The sequence below is a fragment of the Cupriavidus oxalaticus genome (assembly GCF_016894385.1).
GTDB lineage: Bacteria > Pseudomonadota > Gammaproteobacteria > Burkholderiales > Burkholderiaceae > Cupriavidus > Cupriavidus oxalaticus.
Map to the genome: position 1 here is coordinate 113,302 of NZ_CP069812.1, position 21,687 is coordinate 134,988.

The following is a 21,687-nucleotide window of genomic DNA, read 5'->3' on the forward strand; positions in this document are numbered from 1 at the left end:
GCAAGACCGTCACGCAGTCGCCCCCGTCGACCCATGTCCCACTTCCCCAAACTGCTCTCCTCGCAGATTGCCTTCGATGTGGCGAGAACGATGCTCGACGGGTTCGACAAGCATTACCGGCTGTTCCGCGAGGTCAGCCACCAGGCCAAGCTCAAGTTCGAGGCCGGCGACTGGCATGGGCTGCAGCAGATCCAGCGCGACCGCATCGCCTTCTACAACGAACGCGTGCGCGAATCGAGCGTCATCCTCGAAGACGAATATGACGCCGAGAACATCGACGACGAGATCTGGCAACAGATCAAGCTGCACTACATCGGGCTGTTGACCAACCACCACCAGCCCGAACTGGCCGAGACCTTCTTCAATTCGGTCTGCACGCGCATCCTGCACCGCTCGTACTTCAACAACGATTTCATCTTCGTGCGGCCGGCGATCTCGACCGAATACATCGAGAACGAGGAATCGCCGACGCGCCCGACCTTCCGCGCCTACTATCCGGGCAGCCGCGCGGGCATGGCGGCGTGCTTCGAGCGCATCGTGCACAACTTCCAGCTCGAGCACCCGTTCGAAGACCTGCGGCGCGACATCGGCTACGTGGTGCGCGCGATCGGCGAGCATTTCGGCGACTTCCGCACCGCGCCGAATTTCCAGATCCATACGCTGTCGTCGCTGTTCTTCCGCAACAAGTCGGCCTTCATCATCGGCCGGATCCTGAACGGCGACCGCACCTTCCCGCTGGCGATCCCGATCGTGCATGCCGCCTCGGGCAAGCTGATGCTGGATACCGTGCTGCTGAAGAAGGAACAGCTGCTGATCCTGTTCTCGTTCACGCACTCCTATTTCATGGTCGACATGGAGATCCCGTCGGCCTACGTGACCTTCCTGCGCGATATCATGCCGCGCAAGCCGCGCGCGGAGATCTACACGTCGCTGGGCTTGCAGAAGCAGGGCAAGAACCTGTTCTACCGCGATTTCCTGCATCACCTGCAGCATTCGTCGGACCAGTTCATCGTCGCGCCCGGCATCCGCGGCCTGGTGATGCTGGTGTTCACGCTGCCGTCGTACCCGTACGTGTTCAAGGTCATCAAGGACTTTTTCCCGGCGCCCAAGGAAACCACGCGCGAGCTGGTCAAGTCCAAGTACCAGCTGGTCAAGCAGCACGACCGCGTTGGCCGCATGGCCGATACGCTGGAATACTCCGACGTGGCCTTCCCGCTGTCGCGCTTCGACGATGCGCTGGTGCGCGAATTCCAGCAGCACGCGCCGTCGATGATCGAATACCAGCGCGGCAAGCAGGGCGAGGAGGAGATCGTGGTGCGCCACGTCTATATCGAACGCCGCATGACGCCGCTGAACATCTACCTGCAGGAAGGCTCCGACGAGCAGGTCGAGCACGGCGTGCTGGAATACGGCAACGCCATCAAGGAGCTGATGGCCGCCAACATCTTCCCGGGCGACATGCTGTACAAGAATTTCGGCGTCACGCGGCACGGGCGCGTGGTGTTCTACGACTACGACGAGATCGAGTACCTGACCGACTGCAATATCCGCCACGTGCCGCAGCCGCGCAACGAGGAGGAAGAGATGTCGGGCGAGGTCTGGTACACGGTGCGGCCGCACGATATTTTTCCCGAGACGTTCCGCACGTTCCTGCTGGGCGACACGCGCGTGCGCGCTGCGTTCCTGCGGCACCATGCGGATTTTTTCGACCCTGCCATGTGGCAGGGCCACAAGGACCGGCTGCTGGCCGGACATGTCCATGACTTTTTTGCCTATCACCCTACCGAGCGATTCATCAACCGCTACGGCGCTGCCTCCGAACTGTCTGCCGCCGACCCTGCAAGGAGAGTCGCATGAATGACGCCATCGCGCAGCTGTTCCGCAACAACCGCGAGTGGGTGGACCGCGTCAACGCGGAAGACCCGGCCTTCTTCACCCGCCTGGCCAACCAGCAGGCGCCGGAATACCTGTGGATCGGCTGCTCCGATTCGCGCGTGCCGGCCAACCAGATCCTGGGGCTGGCGCCGGGCGAGGTGTTCGTCCACCGCAATATCGCCAACGTGATCGCGCACAGCGACCTGAACGCGCTGTCGGTGATCCAGTTCGCCGTGGAAGTGCTCAAGGTGCGCCATATCACCGTGGTGGGCCACTACGGCTGCGGCGGCGTCAAGGTCGCGCTCAAGCGCGAGCGCATCGGCCTGGCCGACAACTGGCTGCGCCATGTGCGCGACGTGGCCGACAAGCACGAGGCCTACCTGGGCACGATCCTGCGCGAGGAAGATGCCCACACCCGCCTGTGCGAACTGAACGTGATCGAACAGGTCAGCAATATCTGCCAGACCACGGTGATCCAGGACGCCTGGGACCGTGGCCAGGCCGTCACGGTGCACGGCTGGATCTACGGCGTGTCCGACGGCCTGCTGCGCGACCTGGGCATGGCCGCCAGCAACAACGACGAGCTGCACGAGCAGCTGGCCGCGGCCTACCGCCAGTACGGCGATCCGCCGCAGGCATCGATCCGCTGACAGGCTGCCTTTCCGAACCCGCTTTCCCACATCCTCACAGACACCGATCCAGGAGACCCGACATGGAAGAGATCGTCATCGTTTCAGCCGCCCGCACGCCGATGGCTGCGTTCCAGGGCGAATTCGCCAGCGTGACCGCGCCCCAGCTCGGCGCCGTCGCCATCCGTGCGGCGGTAGAGCGCGCCGGCCTGAAGCCGGAGCAGGTGGAAGAAGTGGTGTTCGGCTGCGTGCTGCCCGCCGGCCAGGGCCAGGCGCCGGCGCGCCAGGCCGCGCTGGGCGCGGGCCTGCCGCTGGGCGTGGGCTGCACCACCGTCAACAAGATGTGCGGCTCGGGCATGCGCGCGGCGATGACCGTCTATGACGGCCTGATCGCCGGCTCGTTCGATATCGCGATCGCGGGCGGCATGGAAAGCATGACCAACGCGCCGTACCTGATCCCGAAGGGCCGCGGCGGCTACCGCATCGGCCACGGCATGATCTACGACCACATGATGCTGGACGGCCTGGAAGACGCGTATGACAAGGGCCGCGCCATGGGCACCTTCGGCGAGGACTGCGCCGCCAAGTACGGCTTCACGCGCCAGCAGCAGGACGAGTTCGCGATGGAAAGCGTGCGCCGCGCGCAGCAGGCCACCGAGAAGGGCGACTTCCGCTGGGAGATCGCGCCGGTGACGGTATCGGGCAAGGGCGGCGACACGGTGATCGACACCGACGAAGGCCCGCGCCGCATCAAGCTCGACAAGATCCCGTCGCTCAAGCCGGCCTTTGCCAAGGACGGCACCATCACCGCCGCATCGTCGTCGTCGATCAACGACGGCGCCTCGGCGCTGGTGATGATGCGCGCTTCCACCGCGAAAAAGCTGGGGCTGCAGCCGATCGCGCGCATGCTGGGCCACACCACGCACGCGCAGGCACCGGGCTGGTTCACCACCGCGCCGGTGGAGGCGATGGCCAAGCTGTACCGCAAGCTGGACTGGACCACCGACAGCGTCGACCTGTTCGAGATCAACGAGGCCTTTGCCGTGGTGCCGCTGGCGGCCATGCACGACCTGAAGATCCCGCGCGACAAGGTCAATATCCACGGCGGCGCGTGCGCGCTGGGGCATCCGATCGGGGCCTCGGGCGCGCGCATCATGACCACGCTGATCGGCGCGCTGCGCAAGACCGGCGGCAAGCGTGGCGTGGCGAGCCTGTGCATCGGTGGCGGCGAGGCGACGGCGGTGGGGATCGAGATTCTGTAATCCTTTCCCTCCCGCTTGTTTTCTCCCCTCTCCCGCTTGCGGGAGAGGGGCCGGGGGAGAGGGCCGGCGCAGGCAGACCGAATGCCTCACCTCGGGCCAGCGCCGGCCCTCTCCCCCAACCCCTCTCCCATAAATGGGAGAGGGGAGCAAAACCAGACAAAGGAGCCCAGCCTTGCCAACCGTCCTCATCCTCGGTGCCTCCCGCGGCATCGGCCTTGAATTTGTCCGCCAGTACCGCGCCGACGGCTGGCGCGTCATCGCGGCGGCACGCACGCCGCAAGGCGTGGGCGAATTGCAGGCGCTCGGCGCCGAAGCCCACCAGGTCGACCTCTCGGATCCCGGCGCGGTCGCCGGCCTGGGCTGGAAGCTCGACGGCGAAGCGCTCGACGTGGCGATCTACAACGCCGGCGTGCTGGGCCCGCGCACCGAAGGCGCGCAGCCGGTGACGCCGCAGGAGTTCGACCGGGTGATGCACGTCAACGTGCTCGGCCCGATGATGGCGCTGCCGCTGGTGCTGCCCTACGTCGAAGCCGGGCAGTCCGGCCACGGCGGCGTGCTGGCGGTGCTGTCCTCGCGCATGGGCAGCATCGGCGGCATGGAGCACAACGGCAGCTGGCTGTACCGCGTCAGCAAGGCCGGCGCCAACGCCGCGCTGCGCGCGGTGTCGCTCGACGCGCGCCATGCCACCTGCGTCGCGCTGCACCCCGGTTGGGTCAAGACCGACATGGGCGGCCAGGATGCCGACCTGACCGTGCAGCAGAGCGTCAAGGGCATGCGCCAGGTACTGGCCGGCGTCAAGCGGCGCGACAACGGCACCTTCCACAACTACGACGGCACGCCGATCCCCTGGTGATCGCGGCGCGCACGACCAACCAACCATCGACATGCTGCTGACCCCCGAACAGGAAATGATCCGCGACGCCGTGCGCCAGTTTGCGCAAGAGGTGATCGCACCGCAGGCCGCGCAGTGGGACCGCGACAAGACCTTCCCCAAGGACGTGCATCGCGAGCTGGCGGCACTGGGCGCGTATGGCGTGGCCGTGCCGGAAGAATACGGCGGCGCCGGCCTCGACTACCTGTCGCTCGCGCTGATCCTGGAAGAGATCGCGGCCGGCGACGGCGGCACTTCCACCGTCATCAGCGTCAACAACTGCCCGGTGTGCAGCATGCTGATGTCGTTCGCCAGCGAAGCGCAGAAGCAGCAATGGCTGGTGCCGCTGGCGCGCGGCGAGATGCTCGGCGCGTTCTGCCTGACCGAGCCGCACGTCGGCTCCGATGCCTCGGCGCTGCGCACCACCGCGGTCCGCGACGGCGACGGCTACGTGCTCAACGGCGTCAAGCAGTTCATCACCAGCGGCCAGAACGCCGACGTGGCGATCGTGCTGGCGGTGACCGACAAGGCCGCCGGCAAGCGCGGCATCAGCGCGTTTATCGTGCCGACCTCGACGCCGGGCTACGTGGTGGCGCGGCTGGAGGACAAGCTCGGCCAGCATTCGTCGGATACCGCGCAGATCCTGTTCGAGGACTGCCGCGTGCCGGCCGCCAACCTGCTGGGCGAAGAGGGCGGCGGCTACAAGATGGCGCTGTCCGGGCTGGAAGGCGGGCGCATCGGCATCGCCTCGCAAAGCATCGGCATGGCGCGCGCCGCGTTCGAAGCAGCGCTGGCGTATGCCAAGGAACGCGAGAGTTTCGGCCAGCCCCTGTTCCAGCACCAGGCGGTGCAGTTCCGGCTGGCCGAGATGGCCACGCGCATCGACGTGGCGCGCCAGATGGTGTGGCACGCCGCGGCGCTGCGCGACGCCGGCCGGCCGTGCCTGAAGGAAGCGGCGATGGCCAAGCTCTTTGCCAGCGAGATGGCCGAGCGGGTCTGCTCCGATGCGATCCAGGTGTTCGGCGGCTATGGCTATGTCAGCGATTTCCCGGTCGAGCGCATCTACCGCGACGTGCGCGTGTGCCAGATCTACGAGGGCACCAGCGATATCCAGAAGATCCTGATTGCGCGCGCGCTGGCCTGACCAGGGCCTAAACAGCGTACGATGATGCCATGTGCCGCCGGCGCCCCCGGCAACAGGCGGCACGACCGCCTGGACAACAAGGAAAAGAAGCCCGCATGACCGCAGTAACCCAAGGCCATTCCGGCCGCTTCGATTGCGTGATCTTCGACTGCGACGGCGTGCTCGTCGACAGCGAGCCCATCGTCAACCGCGTGCTCAACCAGATGCTGAACGAGCTCGGCATCGAGATCTCGCTGGAAGACTCCACGCGCCTGTTCCTCGGCCGCGCCGTGCGCGAGGAACTGGACATGATCGAACGCATGCGCGGCGCGCCGCTGCCCGAGAACTGGCTGTCGACGTGGCTGGCGCGCCGCAACGCCGTGCTCGAGGCCGAAGTGGCCGCCGTGGCGCACGTGCGCGACGCCATCGGCCAGATCGCCGCCACCGGCATGCCGGTGTGCGTGGCGTCGGGCGCCGACCGTGTCAAGGTCAAGCTGCAGCTGACCAGGACCGGACTGGTCGAGCTGTTCCAGCAGGATGAGCGCGAGCATATCTTCTCCGCCACCGAAGTGGCGCGCAGCAAGCCCGCCCCCGACGTGTACCTGCTGGCCGCGCGCACCATGGGCGTCGAGCCGGCGCGCTGCGCCGTGGTCGAAGACAGCCCCACCGGCGTCACCGCGGGCGTGGCCGCCGGCATGACGGTGTTCGGCTACGCCGCGCGCAACGACCCCGCGTCGCTGCGCGAAGCCGGTGCGCACACGCTCTTCACCGACATGCGCGAGCTGCCGGAGCTGGTGGGATGACAGCGCGCCGCCCGCCCAAGGCCGGACCGGCGCCGTGCCCGTGCGGTGGCGCGGACTATGCCGCGTGCTGCGGCCGCTTCCATCGCGGCGAGGCGTTGCCGCCCAATGCGGAGGCGCTGATGCGCTCGCGCTACAGCGCCTATGTGCTGAACGACACCGACTGGCTGCGCCAGACGTGGCATCCGTCTACCTGTCCGGCGGATCTTGTGCCGGACACTGCCACGCGCTGGCTCGGGCTGTCGGTGAAGGCGCACGCGCAGCAGGACGACACCCATGCCGAAGTGGAGTTCGTCGCGCGCTACAAGGTCGGCGGGCGCGCCTGGCGGCTGCATGAGCGCAGCCGCTTCGTGCACGAGCCGCGCGCGCCGGGCGAGACCCCGCGCTGGCTCTATGTGGATGGCGACATGATCGGGGAAGCGCCATGAGCATCGCCACATAGCCCGGCCTCCATCCCACGCATGCAGCGCAGGCTGGACGGATTCCCACCAAGACTCTAGCAACGAGACGATACGATGCCCACGCTGGAAACCAAACTGAACGCCCGCTCGGAATCGTTCAAGGCCAACGCCGACGCGATGCGGGAGCTGGTGGCCGACCTCAAGGCGAAGATCGCCAAGCTGGCGGAAGGCGGCGGCGAGGCCGCGCGCGACAAGCACCTGTCGCGCGGCAAGCTGCTGCCGCGCGACCGGGTGCAGATGCTGCTGGATCCGGGCACCCCGTTCCTGGAGCTGTCGCAGCTCGCCGCCTACGACATGTATGACGATGCCGCGCCGGGCGCCGGCATCATCACCGGCATCGGCCGCGTGGCCGGGCAGGAATGCGTGATCGTCTGCAACGACGCCACCGTCAAGGGCGGCACGTATTACCCGTTGACGGTCAAGAAGCATGTGCGCGCGCAGGAGATCGCCGAGCAGAACAACCTGCCGTGCATCTACCTGGTCGATTCCGGCGGCGCCAACCTGCCCAACCAGGACGACGTGTTCCCCGACCGCGACCACTTCGGCCGCATCTTCTACAACCAGGCCAACCTGTCCAAGCAGGGCATCCCGCAGATCGCGGTGGTGATGGGCTCGTGCACCGCGGGCGGCGCGTACGTGCCGGCAATGAGCGACGAGTCGATCATCGTCAAGAACCAGGGCACCATCTTCCTGGGCGGCCCGCCGCTGGTGAAGGCCGCCACCGGCGAGGAAGTCAGCGCCGAGGACCTGGGCGGCGCGGATGTGCATACGCGCCTGTCGGGCGTGGCCGACTACTTCGCGCAGAACGACCACCATGCGCTGAGCCTGGCGCGCAATATCGTGCAGCACCTGAACCGCCGCAAGCCGGACCAGATCCGCCTGCACGAGCCGGTCGAGCCGCTGTATCCGGTGGAAGAGCTGTACGGCGTGATCCCCACCGACACGCGCAAGCCGTATGACGTGCGCGAGGTGATCGCGCGCATCGTCGACGGCTCCGAGTTCGACGAGTTCAAGGCGCGCTACGGCACCACGCTGGTATGCGGCTTCGCGCGCATCTGGGGCTACCCGGTCGGCATCGTTGCCAACAACGGCATCCTGTTCTCCGAGTCGGCGCTCAAGGGCGCGCACTTTATCGAGCTGTGCTGCCAGCGCAAGATCCCGCTGGTGTTCCTGCAGAACATCACCGGCTTCATGGTGGGGCGCAAGTACGAGAACGAGGGCATCGCCCGCAACGGCGCCAAGATGGTGACGGCGGTGGCGACCGCGCAGGTGCCGAAGTTCACGGTGATCATCGGCGGCTCGTTCGGGGCCGGCAACTACGGCATGTGCGGGCGGGCGTATTCGCCGCGCTTCCTGTGGATGTGGCCGAACGCGCGCATCTCGGTGATGGGCGGCGAGCAGGCGGCGAGCGTGCTGGCGACGGTGCGCCGCGATGGGATCGAAGCGAAAGGCGGCAAGTGGAGCGCGGAAGAAGAGGATGCCTTCAAGCAGCCGATCCGCGACCAGTACGAGCACCAGGGCCACCCGTACTACGCCAGCGCGCGCTTGTGGGACGACGGCGTGATCGATCCCGCGCAGACGCGCACGGTGCTGGGGCTGGGCCTGTCGGCCAGCCTGAACGCGCCGATCGAGGACATGAAGTTCGGCGTGTTCCGCATGTAGCGCCGTCACGGCATCGGTTCTATCTTCTTCTTTATCGGTTTGTTTGGTTTCAGCGGCTTTATCGGTTTTCCTGGGCTTCCACTTCCATGCGTTGCGTGACCCGTCTGCTTTCCTGCCTTGCCACGGTGCTCGCCCTGCTGCCGGCCTTGCCGGCGCCGGCGCAGACGGGGGCCGGCACCGGGCAGGCCGCGCCGCGCATGCGCTTCACCGAGCAGGTGGTGATGCTGCCCAAGGCCGCGATCCCGTCGCGCATCGACCTGGAAGCCACGGTGTTCAAGCCGCCGGGAGAAGGGCCGTTCCCGCTGGTGGTGATCAACCACGGCAAGGCGCCGGGCCGCCCCTTCACGCAAGGGCGCGCGCGCTTCCCGGCGCAGAGCGCCGAGTTCCTGCGCCGCGGCTACGTGGTGGTGCTGCCGATGCGTCAGGGCTTCGCGCGCTCGGGCGGTGCCTACGTGGGCGGCAGCTGCGACATCGAGTCCAACGGCATGATGCAGGCCGACGACGTAGTCGCCACGCTCGACTACATGGCCACGCTGCCCTATATCGACATGGAGCGCATCGTGGTGATCGGGCAATCGCAAGGCGGGCTGACCACGATGGCCTTCAGCACCATCAGCTATCCCGGCGTGCGCGGCGTGGTCAACTTTGCCGGCGGGCTGCGCAACCTGAACTGCGCGGACTGGGAAGACCGGCTGGTCGACACCTTCGCCAGCTATGGCAGCGCGGCGCGCTATCCGTCGCTGTGGGTGTACGGCGACAACGACAGCTATTGGCCGGTGCCATTGCCCGGTCGCATGTTCAACGCATACAAGGCACAGGCCAGGGGCGAAGCGGCCAATGCGCGGCTGTTCGACGTGGGCGAGTTCGCCAACGACTCGCACCGGCTGTTCAGCGCGCGCGAAGGCATCCCGCTGTGGGTGCCCGAGGTCGCCGCCTTCTTCCACTCGCTCGGCCTGCCGTTCGAGACCGGCTCCTGAGCCGCAACCGCCAACCATTCAGACATCCGCCAACGGAGCGAACCATGGAATTCACCACCCTCACCGTCAATATCGCCAACCACGTCGCCACCGTGACGCTGAACCGGCCCGACGTGCGCAACGCCTTCAACGAGACCGTGATCGCCGAAGTCACCGGCGCCTTCCGCGCGCTCGGCGACATGGACGAGGTGCGCGCCATCGTGCTGGCCGGCAACGGCCCGGCCTTCTGCGCGGGCGCCGACCTGAACTGGATGAAGAAGATGGCCGGCTACTCCGACGACCAGAACCGCGCCGACGCACTGACGCTGGCGCAGATGCTGCATACGGTCTGGTCGTGCCCGCGCCCGGTGATCGCGCGCATCCAGGGCGACACCTACGCCGGCGGCATGGGCCTGGTCGCCGCGTGCGACATCGCCGTGGCCGCCGAGCACGCGCATTTCTGCCTGTCCGAGGCACGCCTGGGGCTGTTGCCCGCCACCATCAGCCCCTACGTGATCCGCGCCATGGGCGAGCAGGCGGCGCGCCGCTACTTCATCACCGCCGAACGCTTCGACTCGGCCGAGGCGCTGCGGCTGGGCTTCGTCCATGCGGTGGTGCCGGCCGAAGCGCTCGACGCCAAGGTGGCCGAGCTGGCGACCGCGCTGGTCGGCAACAGCCCCAATGCCGTGCGCGAAAGCAAGCGGCTGGTGCAGGATATTGCGGGGCAGGTGATCGATGACGACCTGCTGGCGGACACGGCGGACCGGATCGCGAAGATCCGCGCGTCGGAGGAAGGGAAGGAGGGCGTGCGGTCGTTCCTGGAAAAGCGGTCGCCGTCGTGGCGCCCGGCCTGAGGCTTTAATCCAACCGAGTGTTTGCTCCCCTCTCCCGCCAGGCGGGAGAGGGGAGCCACGTTGCAGCACACCGGAAGCTTGGAGCTCCGAAAAAAAGCTAGCCGGATTTTGCGTGAAGATCGCAGCACGCTAACCGCAAGACGAGTGCTTCATCCCGATAACATCCCCCAATTCCCGTCAAACCACCCCCAAATCAAAAAATCCGGCAACATTGCCAACCCCAAAGGGACATTCCTAACATGACCCTCCCGAACCCGTCCGCCAATATCGCGTCCCCGGCCCAGCCGGCAGCGCCAGGCACCCGGACGGTCAACAAAGGAGGGCTACCTTGGATCACCCGTCCCTTTTTCCCGGCGAGGCGCCGGCGCAGTCGCTAGGCCAGCGCAGCCGCAACGCGGTCTGGCACCCCTGCACCCGCCTGCGCCCCGATGACGACGCCCTGCCGCTGGCGATCGTGCGCGGCGAAGGCCCGTGGCTGTTCGATGCCGACGGCCGCCGCTATTTCGACGCCACCAGCTCCTGGTGGGTCAACCTGTTCGGCCACGCCAACCCGCGCATCAATGCCGCGCTGGCGAGCCAGCTGGAAACGCTCGAGCATGTGATGCTCGCCGGCTGCACGCATGCCCCCGCGGTGGAACTGGCCGAGCGCCTGTCCGCGCTCAGCGGTGGCGCGCTCGGCAATGTGTTCTACGCCTCGGATGGCGCCTCGGCGGTCGAGATCGCGCTGAAGATGAGCTTCCACTACTGGCGCAATACCGGGCTGCCGGCCAAGCGCGAGTTCGTCTGCCTGCGCAACGGCTACCACGGCGAGACCGTGGGCGCGCTGGCGGTGACCGACGTGGAAATCTTCCGCGACGCCTACGACGCGCTGATCCGCCGCGCGCACGTGGTGATGTCGCCCGACGCGCGCCAGGCCTTGCGCGGCGAATCGGCCGCCGACGTGGCCGCGCGCGCGCTGGCGGAGCTGGAAGCGCTGCTGCGCGAGCGCGCCGGCCAGATCGCCGCGCTGATCGTCGAGCCGCTGGTGCAGGGCGCCGCCGGCATGGCGATGCATGACCCGTCCTACCTCGACGGCGCGCGCGCGCTGTGCGATCGCTACCGGGTGCACCTGATCGCCGACGAGATCGCGGTCGGCTGCGGCCGCACCGGCACCTTCTTCGCGTGGGAACAGTCGCGGGGCACTGACGCGGCGCTGCCCGCGCATGCGTGGCCCGATTTCCTGTGCCTGTCCAAGGGCATCAGCGGCGGCTACCTGCCGCTGTCGCTGGTGCTGTCGCGCCCCGAAATCCAGCGCGCCTTCGTTGCCGACGAACTCGCGCGCAGCTTCCTGCATTCGCACTCGTACACCGGCAACCCGCTGGCCTGCCGCGCCGCGCTGGCCACGCTCGACCTGTTCGAGCAGGACAACGTGATCGAACAGAACCGCGAGCGCGCCCGCTGGCTCGCCGACGCGATGGCGCCGCTGGCTGCCGACGAGCGCCTGCAGCACGTGCGCCAGCGCGGCCTGGCCTGGGCCGCCGATGTGCGCGCCGATGTGGCAGGCGCCGATTTCTCCGCGCGCTTCCACCATGCCGCGCGGGCACGCGAACTGCTGGTTCGCCCGATCGGCAATACGTTGTACGTGCTGCCGCCCTATGTCTTCGATGCCGCCCAGGCGCACTGGCTGGGCCAGCAGCTGCTGGCCACGCTCGACGACGTCACCACCACCAGCGCGGAGGTCCGCCATGCTGCTTGAACAACTGAAACAGGCCGCCGCGCAGCGCCAACAGCTGGCCCTGACGCGCCGCCGCCGCATCGCCCACACCGCGTGCGCGCCGCACCAGGCCGTGGGTGCGGCCGATGCGCAGCCGCAGCCGCTGCTGACGTTCTGCAGCAACGATTACCTGGGGCTGGCCAACCATCCGAAGGTGATCGCCGCGCTGGCGGAAGGCGCGCACCGCTACGGCGCCGGCAGCGGCGCGTCGCACCTGGTCAGCGGCCATTCGCTGGCGCATGCGCAGCTTGAAGAAGAACTGGCACGCTGGTTCGCGCCGCATATCCCGCACGCGCAGACGCTGTACTTCTGCACCGGCTACATGGCCAACATGGCGGTGCTGACCGCGCTGGGCACGGCGGGCGCGACGCTGTTCTGCGAATCGCTCAACCACGCCTCGCTGATCGACGGCGCCCGGCTGGCGCGCGCCGACGTGCAGCGCTACCCGCATTGCGACACCGCCGCGCTGGAAGCGCTGCTGGCGGCCAGCACCAGCGAGCGCAAGCTGATCGTCACCGACAGTGTGTTCAGCATGGACGGCGACGTCGCGCCGCTGCGCGAGCTGCTGGCGCTGGCCGAGCGCTACGACGCCTGGATCATCGTCGACGACGCGCACGGCTTCGGCGTGCTCGGTGAGCAGGGCCACGGCGTGCTGGAAGCGCTGGGGCTGTCGTCCGAGCGCTTTATCTATATCGGCACGCTCGGCAAGGCCGCCGGCGTGGCGGGCGCGTTCGTCGCCGCGCATGAGGCCGTGATCGAGCACCTGGTCAACACCGCGCGGCCGTATATCTACACCACGGCCGCGCCGCCGGCGGTGGCGCATGCGTTGCTGGCCAGCCTGACGATCATCGAAGGCGAGGAAGGCCGGCAACGCCGTGCGCAACTGATGCGCTGCATTGCATTGCTGCGTGAAGGCCTGGCACGGCTGGCCGCCAGCGCCGGCTGGTCGCTGGGCGAGAGCCAGACGGCGATCCAGCCGCTGATCGTCGGCGACAACGCGGCGTCGCTGGCGCTGTCGGCGGCGCTGGAGGCCGGCGGCATCCGCGTCGGCGCGATCCGGCCGCCGACCGTGCCGGAAGGCACGGCGCGGCTGCGCATCACGCTGTGCGCCGCGCACGACGAGGCCGACGTGCAGCGGCTGCTCGACGCAATCAGCGGGGCGATCGCGTGCAAGGAGGCCGCATGACGGCGCCGCGCCACTTTGCCTGTTTCGTCACGGGCACCGATACCGGCGTCGGCAAGACCCACGCCAGCGCCACGCTGCTGCATGCGCTCAACGGCGCCGGCTATCGCAGCGCGGGCATGAAGCCCGTTGCCAGCGGCAGCGAATGGCGCGACGGCCACTGGCACAACGACGACGTGGCGCAGCTGCGTGCCGCCAGCTCGGTGACGGTGCCGCTCGGCCATACCTGCCCGTTCCTGCTGCGCACGCCGTGCTCGCCGCACCTGGCCGCGGCGCAGGAAGGGGTGCGCATCACGCGCGCGCCGATCCGCGATGCGTTCGATGCGCTGCGCCGCCAGGCCGACGCCGTGGTGGTGGAGGGCGTGGGCGGTTTCCACGTCCCGCTCGACGCCGGCGCGGTGCGCTGGAGCACCGCCGACCTGGCCGTGATGCTGGGCCTGCCGGTGGTGATGGTGGTCGGCATCCGCCTGGGCTGCCTCAACCACGCCGTGCTGAGCGCCGAAGCGATCCGTGCGCGCGGCCTGGTGCTGGCCGGCTGGATCGCCAACCGGGTCGACCCCGACATGCTCCTCGCCGACGAGAACATCGCCACGCTGCATGCGTCGCTGGACGCGCCCTGCCTGGGCGAACTGCCCTGGCAACTCGATCCCGCCGCGGCTGCCGCCGCGAATTGCCTGGACCTCGCGCCGCTGTTCGCCGCCACCGCCAGATCCCGGGCCGAGGCCGCCGGCCTCGCCGCCTGAACCACAATCCGACTGGAAAGAACATGACCCAAGCCCACACCGTTACCACCATCTCCGCCGAATCGCTGCGCCAGACCGCGCGCCAGCACGCATTGCCGGATGACGCCAAATGGCGCGTCGACGATGTTGCCGCGCTGTTCGCGTTGCCGTTCAACGACCTGCTGTTCCGCGCCCAGCAGGTGCATCGCGAGCACTTCGACGCCAACACCGTGCAGCTGTCGACGCTGCTGTCGATCAAGACCGGCGGCTGCGAGGAGGATTGCGGCTATTGCCCGCAAAGCGCGCACCACGACGCCGGCGTCAAGGCCGAGAAGCTGATGGCGCTGGACGAGGTGCTCGACGCCGCGCGCGCCGCCAAGGCCAACGGCGCCACGCGTTTCTGCATGGGCGCCGCCTGGCGCAGCCCCAAGGACCGCCACCTCGAGCCGGTGATGGACATGGTGCGCGAGGTCAAGGCGATGGGCCTGGAGACCTGCGTCACGCTGGGCATGCTCAAGGCCGAGCAGGCGCAGCAGCTCAAGGACGCCGGGCTGGACTACTACAACCACAACCTGGATACCTCGCCCGAGTTCTACGGCAAGATCATCACCACGCGCACCTACCAGGACCGCCTCGACACCATCGGCCACGTGCGCGACGCCGGCATCAACGTCTGCTGCGGCGGCATCGTCGGCATGGGCGAATCGCGCGAGGCGCGCGCCGGCCTGATCGCCCAGCTGGCCAATATGGACCCGTACCCGGAGTCGGTGCCCATCAACAACCTGGTCCAGGTCGAAGGCACGCCGCTGGCCGGCACCGAGGCGCTGGACCCGTTCGAGTTCGTCCGCACGATTGCGGTGGCCCGCATCACCATGCCCGGGGCCATGGTGCGCCTGTCGGCCGGCCGCGAGGCCATGGATGAAGCCTTGCAGGCGCTGTGCTTCATGGCCGGCGCCAATTCCATCTTCTACGGCGAAAAGCTGCTGACCACCGGCAACCCGCAGGCCGATCGCGATCGCGCGCTGCTGGCCCGCCTGGACATCCGTGCGGAGGGCTACGCGGGGTAGTTGCGAGGGGTACTTGCGTCGGATAACGACACCGGAATTAACCCATTGGACACCTCCCCGCCGTAAGATGCCGATAACGGCATAACAAGGAGGGAGCCATGTTCAGCAAGATCCTGATCGCCAACCGCGGCGAGATCGCCTGCCGTGTCGCCGCCACCTGCCGCCGGCTCGGCATCCGCACCGTCGCGGTGTACTCGGATGCCGATGCCGATGCCCGCCACGTCGCCTTCTGCGACGAAGCCGTCCATATCGGCGGCGCCGCCGCGCGCGACAGCTACCTGCGCGCCGACCACATCATCGAGATGGCCAAGGAGACCGGCGCCCAGGCGATCCACCCGGGCTACGGCTTCCTGTCCGAGAACGAAGCCTTCGCCGAGGCCTGCGCCGCGGCGGGGCTGGTCTTCATCGGCCCGCCGGCTTCGGCCATCCACGCGATGGGCAGCAAGAGCGCGGCCAAGCAGCTGATGGAGCGCGCTGCCGTACCGCTGGTGCCGGGCTACCACGGGGAGGACCAGGACCCGGCGCTGCTGCGCCGCGAGGCCGACCGCATCGGCTACCCGGTGCTGCTCAAGGCCAGCGCGGGCGGCGGCGGCAAGGGCATGCGCGTGGTCGAGTCGGGCGATGGCTTCGAGGCCGCGCTGGCCTCGGTCAAGCGCGAGGCCTCGGCGAGCTTCGGCGACGACAAGGTGCTGGTCGAGAAGTACCTGACCCGCCCGCGCCATATCGAGATCCAGGTGTTTGCCGATACGCACGGCAACTGCGTCTACCTGTTCGAGCGCGACTGCTCGGTGCAGCGCCGCCACCAGAAGGTGCTGGAAGAGGCGCCGGCACCCGGCATGACCGAGGAGCGCCGCCGCGCCATGGGCGAAGCGGCAGTCGCCGCGGCCAAGGCGGTTGGCTACGTTGGTGCCGGCACCGTCGAGTTCATCGCCAACCAGGATGGTTCCTTCTATTTCATGGAGATGAACACGCGCCTGCAGGTCGAGCATCCGGTCACCGAGATGATCACCGGGCAGGACCTGGTCGAATGGCAGCTGCGCGTGGCCGCCGGCGAGCCGCTGCCGCTGACGCAGGACCAGCTGCGCATCGACGGCCACGCGCTGGAAGCGCGCATCTACGCCGAGAACCCCGACAAGCAGTTCCTGCCGTCCACCGGCACGCTGCGCTTCCTGCGCACGCCGCCCGCGGTGCAGTTCATGCGCGGCGATGACGCCCACGGCCCGGCCGGCATCCGTATCGATGCCGGCGTGCGCGAGGGCGACACCATCAGCCCGTACTACGACCCGATGATCGCCAAGCTGATCGTCTGGGGCAAGGACCGTGATGAGGCGCTGGCGCGGATGCGCCAGGCGCTGGCCGCGTATCACGTGGTGGGCCTGTCGACCAACGTGGCCTTCCTGCAGCGGCTGGTGAAGTCGGAAGCGTTCCGCACCGCCGACCTCGATACCGGGCTGATCGAGCGCAACGAGAAGACCCTGTTCCCGCCGCCGGCTCCTGTCGGCATGGAAATCATTGCGCTGGCCGTCGCCGCGCTGCTGGATCGCGAGGCGCGCGAACTGCGCATCGACGCTGCCGATCCCCATTCGCCGTGGACCCACGGCGGCGCGTGGCGGCTCAACGGCGGCGTTTCGCGCCAGCTGCGCTTCGGCTACGGCGAGCAGGTGCTCGACGTGACGCTGAACACCAATGCGCGCGGCAGCACGCTGATCTACGCCGACCAGGCCGCGCCCTTCGCCAGCGCCTGCCAGGCCGACGACCTGCGCGTCAACCTCGGCACCCGCCGTGCGCATGGGCAGGTGCATAGCGATGGCGAGACCCTCCATGTCTTCTACGGCGGCCGGCATGTCGCGCTGGCGTGGCTCGACCCGCTGGCGCATGCCGGCGAAGCCGAAGGCGAGGGCGGCAAGCTGACCGCGCCGATGCCGGGCAAGGTCATCGCGGTGATGGTCGAAGCCGGCAGCACGGTAACGCGCGGCACGCCGCTGCTGGTGATGGAGGCGATGAAGATGGAGCACACCATCAGCGCGCCGGCCGACGGCGTGGTCAGCGAAGTGCTCTACGGGGTGGGCGAGCAGGTGGCCGAAGGGGCGCAACTGCTGGCGTTCGAGGGCAAGCAAGAGGGCAAGTAGGGGGCGCGTACGGTCCGGGTCCGGCCCGAAGGCTGACCCTGATCGCATTCCTCTGCCAAAATAGCCCTTTGGGGCATCCGTCTCACCCGTCGTTCCCGCGCAGGCGGGAACCCAGTGACTTTGTGCCTGAAGCGGGACAAAAAAGACGCTGGATTCCCGCCTGCGCGGGAATGACAGTCAACGCCCGCCCCGCAACATCCCCTGGAGACAAGATGAAGTTGCAGTTATACGTCCCCGACGGCCGCTATGAACCGTGGATCGACGGCTTTGCCGAGGCCCTGCCCGAAGCCGAATGCCTGACCTGGGAGGGCAGCCGCGGCGAGCCGGCCGACTACGCCGTGGTCTGGCGCCCGCCGGTGGAAATGCTGCGCGGCCGCACCGACCTGAAGGCGGTCTTCAACCTCGGCGCCGGCGTCGACGGCATCCTGCGGCTGCGCGACGAAGCGCCCGATGCCTTGCCCGCCGGCGTGCCGATCGTGCGCCTGGACGATGCCGGCATGGCCGCGCAGATGGCCGAGTACGTCACCGCCGCCGTGCTGCGCTATTTCCGCAAGCTCGACGCCTACGAGGCGCAGGAACGCGCCGGCAACTGGAAATTCCTCAAGCCGCATCGCCGCGCCGGCTTCACCATCGGCGTGATGGGCGTGGGCACGCTCGGCACGCATATCGCCCGCACGCTGGCCGGCTTCGGCTTCCCGGTGCGCGGCTGGAGCCGCACCGCGCGCGCGATCGAGGGCGTCAGCGGCTTCTATGGCGATGCGGGCCAGGCGCCGTTCCTGGACGGCCTGCGCGTGCTGGTCAATGTGCTGCCGCTGACACCGCAGACCGAGAACATCCTGAATGCCGGCCTGTTCGCGCGGCTGGCGCAGGGCGCCTATGTGATCAACGTGGCGCGCGGCCAGCACCTGGTCGAGGAAGACCTGCTGGCCGCGGTGCAGTCGGGCCAGCTCGCGGGCGCCACCCTCGACGTGTTCCGCACCGAGCCGCTGCCGGCGGATCATCCCTTCTGGCAGGAGCCGCGCATTACGGTGACGCCGCATATCTCGGCGCTGACGCTGCGCGAGGACAGCATCGCCCAGATCGCCGGCAAGATCCGCGCGCTGCGTTCGGGCCAGCCGATTGCCGGCGTGGTCGACCTGCAGCGCGGCTATTGAGCACGACGCCACGAGCGCCACGGCACCCCACAACGAATAACAGACAGGAGACGGCCATGACCATCCCGAACTACGTGAAGATCGTCGAAGTCGGCCCGCGCGACGGCCTGCAGAATGAAAAGGCCATGGTGCCGACCGACGTCAAGGTCGCGCTGGTCAACCAGCTGACCGACGCCGGCTTCGTCAATATCGAGGCCGCGTCGTTTGTCTCGCCCAAGTGGGTGCCGCAGATGGCCGACGGCGCGGATGTGATGTCCCGCATTCAGCGCCGGCCCGGCACGCTGTATTCGGTGCTGACGCCGAACATGAAAGGCTTCGAGGGCGCCATCGCCGCCGGCGCCGACGAGGTGGTGATCTTCGGCGCCGCCAGCGAGGCGTTTTCGCAGAAGAACATCAACTGCTCGATCGCCGAGTCGATCCAGCGCTTCGAGCCGGTTGCGGCCGCGGCGAAAGAGAAGGGCGTGCGCCTGCGCGGCAGCATCTCGTGCGCGCTGGGCTGCCCCTACCAGGGCGAGGTGCCGGTCAGCGCCGTGGTCGACGTGGTGCGCCGCATGCGCGAGCTGGGCTGCGACGAGATCGATATCGCCGACACCATCGGCGTGGGCACGCCGGTGCGCGTGCAGGAAGTGATGCGCGCCGCCTCGGCGGAGTTTGCGATCGACCGGCTCTCAGGCCATTTCCACGATACCTACGGCCAGGCGCTGTCCAACATCCTGGCCAGCCTGGAAGTCGGCATCGCGATCTTCCACGCTTCGGTCGCCGGTCTGGGCGGTTGCCCGTATGCGAAGGGCGCGACCGGCAACGTGGCCACCGAAGACGTGCTGTACATGCTGCACGGCATGGGCATCCATACCGGCATCGACCTGGAAGCGGTGGTGCGCACCGGCGACTACATCTCGCAGTCGATCGGCCGCGCCAACAGCTCGCGCGTGGGCCGGGCGCTGCTGACCAAATGGGCCGCCGCCAGCGATGCGGCGCCGGCCTGCGCCTGAGCTCAAGAGATTGGGAGAACGCATGACGGCAAGTAACGAAGCGCTGCCCGAATCCGCGCAGCGCGTGGCGGACCTGCTGGCCGGGCTCGGCCACGACCGCCCGGTGGTGATGCTGCCCGCCACCGGCAAGACCTCCGCCGAAGCCGCGGCGGGCCTGGGCTGCAGCGTGGCGGAGATCGCCAAGTCGATCATCTTCCGCCGCCTCGAGGACGATGCGCCGGTGCTGGTGATCGCCAGCGGCAGCAACCGCGTCGACGAGGCCAAGGTGGCCGCGCGCGTGGGCACGCTGGGCAAGGCAGATGCGCGCTTCGTGCGCGAGAAGACCGGCTATGCCATTGGCGGCGTCTGCCCGATCGGCCATGCGGTCGCGCCGGTGATGCTGCTCGACCAGGACCTGTTCCGCTACGACAGCCTGTGGGCTGCCGCCGGGCATCCGCATGCGGTGTTCAACCTGACGCCGCAGCAGCTGCAGCAGATGACCGGCGCGGAGGTCGCCGACGTGGCCGCCGGAGCGCCGGCATGAAGGCTGAACTGCGCCCCGGGCTGACCTTCAGCTGGCAATACACGGTGCCGCCCAAGGCCACCGTGCCGCGCCTGTACGACGATATCCCCGGCTGCCCGGAGATGCCCGACGTGCTGGCCACCGGTTACATGGTCGGCATCATGGAATGCGCCTGCCTGCAGATGCTGCGCGAGCACCTGGACTGGCCGCGCGAGCAGTCGCTCGGCACGCTGGTCAGCTTCTCGCACCTGGCGCCGACGCCGCCCGGCATGACCGTGACGGTCAAGGGCCAGCTGGTCGAGGTGGACGGACGCCGCCTGCGCTTTGAACTAAGCGCCTGGGATGGCGAGGACAAGATTTCCGAGGGCGTGCACGAGCGCCACCTGATCGACGCGGGCCGCTTCAACGAGAAGGTGGCGGCCAAGGCGGCGCGCCAGCACAAACATGCCTGAAGCGCGCGCGGCAGCCACGCTTGCGGCATTGGCCGCGGAGCTTGCCGCGCAGGCCGCCCGGCTGGAAACGCCGGTGCCCTCGCCATGCCGCAACGTCTGCCGCATGGACGCCGCCAGCGGCTATTGCGAGGGCTGCCTGCGCACCATCGAAGAGATCGCCGGCTGGTCGTCGGCCAGCGACGAAGACAAGCGCCGCATCTGGGCGCAACTGCCCCGGCGCGCCGCCTGGCTGGCGGGCGAGGAGACACCCCCTTGAGCGAAGCATCGATGCCTACGTTGCCCGCGTTGCCCGACACCATGCGCGTGTTCGAGCGCGGCTGGCTGTCTGCCAACAACATCCTGTTCGTCGATGGCGACGATACCGCGCTGGTCGACACCGGCTACGTCACGCATGCGCCCCAGACCGTGGCGCTGGTCGCGTCCGCGCTGCAGGACCGGCCGCTGGTGCGCATCCTCAACACCCACCTGCATTCAGACCATTGCGGCGGCAATGCCGCGCTGCAGGCGCGCTGGCAGCCGCGCACCGCGATTCCCGCGGCCGAAGCCGCGGCCGTGGCCGCGTGGGACACCGAGGCGCTCACTTACCGCGCCACCGGGCAGCAGTGCGACCGTTTCGAATTCGATAGCGTGCTGCACGATGGCGACACGGTGACGCTGGGCGGCATCGACTGGCAGGTCGTCGCCGCGCCAGGCCATGATCCGCACGCGGTGATGCTGTTCGCGCCGGTGCCGCGCATCCTGATTTCCGGCGATGCGTTGTGGGAGAACGGCTTCGGCGTGATCTTTCCCGAGCTGGACGGCGAGAGCGGCTTCACCGAGCAGGCGGCGGTGCTGGCGCGCATCGCTGAACTCGATGCACGGCTGGTGATTCCCGGCCACGGGCGCATATTTACCGACGTCGATGCCGCGCTCGAGCGCGCCACCGCGCGGCTGCGCCACCTCAGCGCCGATCCCGCGCGCAATGCCAGCCACGCGGTCAAGGTGCTGGTGAAGTTCAAGCTGCTGGAGCAGCAGCGGATGACGCAGGCGGAGCTGGCGCGGTGGATGGGGGAGGCGCCGTTGATGGTGCGGATACGCGACCGGTTCATGCCGGGGCAGGAGCTGGCTGGGATTTCCGCGCAGACGGTGCGGGCGCTGGTGGGAGCGGGGGCATTGGCGGTGGAGGGGGAATGGGTGGTGAACCGGGATTGATGTACTCACTATCCTGCCGGTTTGCTCCCCTCTCCCGCTTGCGGGAGAG

Annotated in this window: 21 protein-coding genes; all 21 read left to right on the forward strand. The window is 68.4% G+C overall.

The annotated features are described in order from the left end of the window. Positions 1 to 33 precede the first annotated feature (33 nt). The 21 genes from aceK (at position 34) to JTE92_RS12960 (ending at position 21,638) form a co-directional block, all read left to right on the forward strand. Positions 34 to 1,857, forward strand: a complete 1,824-nt coding sequence (gene aceK, locus JTE92_RS12860) for a bifunctional isocitrate dehydrogenase kinase/phosphatase (protein ID WP_063239876.1) — start codon at positions 34 to 36, stop codon at positions 1,855 to 1,857. Next, positions 1,854 to 2,525, forward strand: a complete 672-nt coding sequence (can, locus tag JTE92_RS12865) for a carbonate dehydratase (RefSeq protein WP_063239875.1) — start codon at positions 1,854 to 1,856, stop codon at positions 2,523 to 2,525. Before aceK ends, can begins: the two co-directional genes overlap by 4 nt. A gap of 62 nt (positions 2,526 to 2,587) precedes the next feature. Further along, positions 2,588 to 3,766 carry an acetyl-CoA C-acetyltransferase gene (locus tag JTE92_RS12870; RefSeq protein WP_063239874.1) on the forward strand — a complete coding sequence of 393 codons (1,179 nt, stop codon included), beginning with the start codon at positions 2,588 to 2,590 and terminating at the stop codon, positions 3,764 to 3,766. 172 nt (positions 3,767 to 3,938) lie between these two features. Next, on the forward strand, positions 3,939 to 4,619 hold the full coding sequence (locus JTE92_RS12875) for an SDR family oxidoreductase (RefSeq protein WP_063239873.1): 681 nt from the start codon (positions 3,939 to 3,941) through the stop codon (positions 4,617 to 4,619). A 31-nt stretch (positions 4,620 to 4,650) separates the two neighbouring features. Continuing rightward, the gene (locus JTE92_RS12880; RefSeq protein WP_063239872.1) at positions 4,651 to 5,781 is read left to right on the forward strand and encodes an acyl-CoA dehydrogenase family protein; all 1,131 of its coding nucleotides are present in this window, start codon (positions 4,651 to 4,653) and stop codon (positions 5,779 to 5,781) included. 95 nt (positions 5,782 to 5,876) lie between these two features. After that, on the forward strand, positions 5,877 to 6,563 hold the full coding sequence (locus JTE92_RS12885) for an HAD family hydrolase (RefSeq protein ID WP_063239871.1): 687 nt from the start codon (positions 5,877 to 5,879) through the stop codon (positions 6,561 to 6,563). Beyond that, positions 6,560 to 6,988, forward strand: coding sequence for a YchJ family protein (locus JTE92_RS12890; RefSeq protein ID WP_063239870.1), 429 nt, complete (start codon positions 6,560 to 6,562; stop codon positions 6,986 to 6,988). The genes JTE92_RS12885 and JTE92_RS12890 overlap by 4 nt, the downstream gene beginning before the upstream one ends. An 87-nt stretch (positions 6,989 to 7,075) precedes the next feature. Beyond that, positions 7,076 to 8,683, forward strand: coding sequence for a carboxyl transferase domain-containing protein (locus JTE92_RS12895; protein ID WP_116386738.1), 1,608 nt, complete (start codon positions 7,076 to 7,078; stop codon positions 8,681 to 8,683). Between the two features lie 86 nt (positions 8,684 to 8,769). Further along, complete coding sequence (locus JTE92_RS12900; RefSeq protein ID WP_063241097.1) at positions 8,770 to 9,660, forward strand: dienelactone hydrolase family protein; 891 nt, start codon at positions 8,770 to 8,772, stop codon at positions 9,658 to 9,660. Positions 9,661 to 9,704: 44 nt separating this feature from the next. Continuing rightward, complete coding sequence (locus tag JTE92_RS12905) at positions 9,705 to 10,493, forward strand: enoyl-CoA hydratase/isomerase family protein (RefSeq protein ID WP_063241098.1); 789 nt, start codon at positions 9,705 to 9,707, stop codon at positions 10,491 to 10,493. 328 nt (positions 10,494 to 10,821) lie between these two features. Then, complete coding sequence (bioA, locus tag JTE92_RS12910) at positions 10,822 to 12,228, forward strand: adenosylmethionine--8-amino-7-oxononanoate transaminase (protein ID WP_063241099.1); 1,407 nt, start codon at positions 10,822 to 10,824, stop codon at positions 12,226 to 12,228. Beyond that, entirely contained in the window at positions 12,218 to 13,432 is a 1,215-nt protein-coding gene (bioF, locus tag JTE92_RS12915; protein ID WP_063241100.1) for an 8-amino-7-oxononanoate synthase, read from the forward strand. The genes bioA and bioF overlap by 11 nt, the downstream gene beginning before the upstream one ends. After that, entirely contained in the window at positions 13,429 to 14,172 is a 744-nt protein-coding gene (gene bioD, locus JTE92_RS12920; RefSeq protein ID WP_063241101.1) for a dethiobiotin synthase, read from the forward strand. Before bioF ends, bioD begins: the two co-directional genes overlap by 4 nt. A gap of 23 nt (positions 14,173 to 14,195) precedes the next feature. Next, on the forward strand, positions 14,196 to 15,218 hold the full coding sequence (gene bioB, locus JTE92_RS12925; RefSeq protein ID WP_063241102.1) for a biotin synthase BioB: 1,023 nt from the start codon (positions 14,196 to 14,198) through the stop codon (positions 15,216 to 15,218). A 98-nt stretch (positions 15,219 to 15,316) separates the two neighbouring features. After that, complete coding sequence (locus tag JTE92_RS12930; protein ID WP_063241103.1) at positions 15,317 to 17,347, forward strand: acetyl/propionyl/methylcrotonyl-CoA carboxylase subunit alpha; 2,031 nt, start codon at positions 15,317 to 15,319, stop codon at positions 17,345 to 17,347. A gap of 212 nt (positions 17,348 to 17,559) precedes the next feature. Further along, on the forward strand, positions 17,560 to 18,501 hold the full coding sequence (locus JTE92_RS12935; protein WP_063241104.1) for a 2-hydroxyacid dehydrogenase: 942 nt from the start codon (positions 17,560 to 17,562) through the stop codon (positions 18,499 to 18,501). Between the two features lie 56 nt (positions 18,502 to 18,557). Continuing rightward, positions 18,558 to 19,493 carry a hydroxymethylglutaryl-CoA lyase gene (locus tag JTE92_RS12940; RefSeq protein WP_063241105.1) on the forward strand — a complete coding sequence of 312 codons (936 nt, stop codon included), beginning with the start codon at positions 18,558 to 18,560 and terminating at the stop codon, positions 19,491 to 19,493. A 22-nt stretch (positions 19,494 to 19,515) separates the two neighbouring features. Continuing rightward, the gene (locus tag JTE92_RS12945) at positions 19,516 to 20,016 is read left to right on the forward strand and encodes a YbaK/EbsC family protein (protein ID WP_063241106.1); all 501 of its coding nucleotides are present in this window, start codon (positions 19,516 to 19,518) and stop codon (positions 20,014 to 20,016) included. After that, entirely contained in the window at positions 20,013 to 20,447 is a 435-nt protein-coding gene (locus JTE92_RS12950; protein WP_063241107.1) for a thioesterase family protein, read from the forward strand. Before JTE92_RS12945 ends, JTE92_RS12950 begins: the two co-directional genes overlap by 4 nt. Beyond that, positions 20,440 to 20,703 (forward strand): DUF1289 domain-containing protein, encoded by a 264-nt coding sequence (locus tag JTE92_RS12955; protein WP_063241108.1) that lies wholly within the window; start codon positions 20,440 to 20,442, stop codon positions 20,701 to 20,703. The genes JTE92_RS12950 and JTE92_RS12955 overlap by 8 nt, the downstream gene beginning before the upstream one ends. Positions 20,704 to 20,714: 11 nt before the next feature. Continuing rightward, a complete protein-coding gene (locus JTE92_RS12960; RefSeq protein WP_063241194.1) occupies positions 20,715 to 21,638 on the forward strand; it encodes an MBL fold metallo-hydrolase in 924 nt (307 codons plus the stop codon). Positions 21,639 to 21,687: the final 49 nt, after the last annotated feature.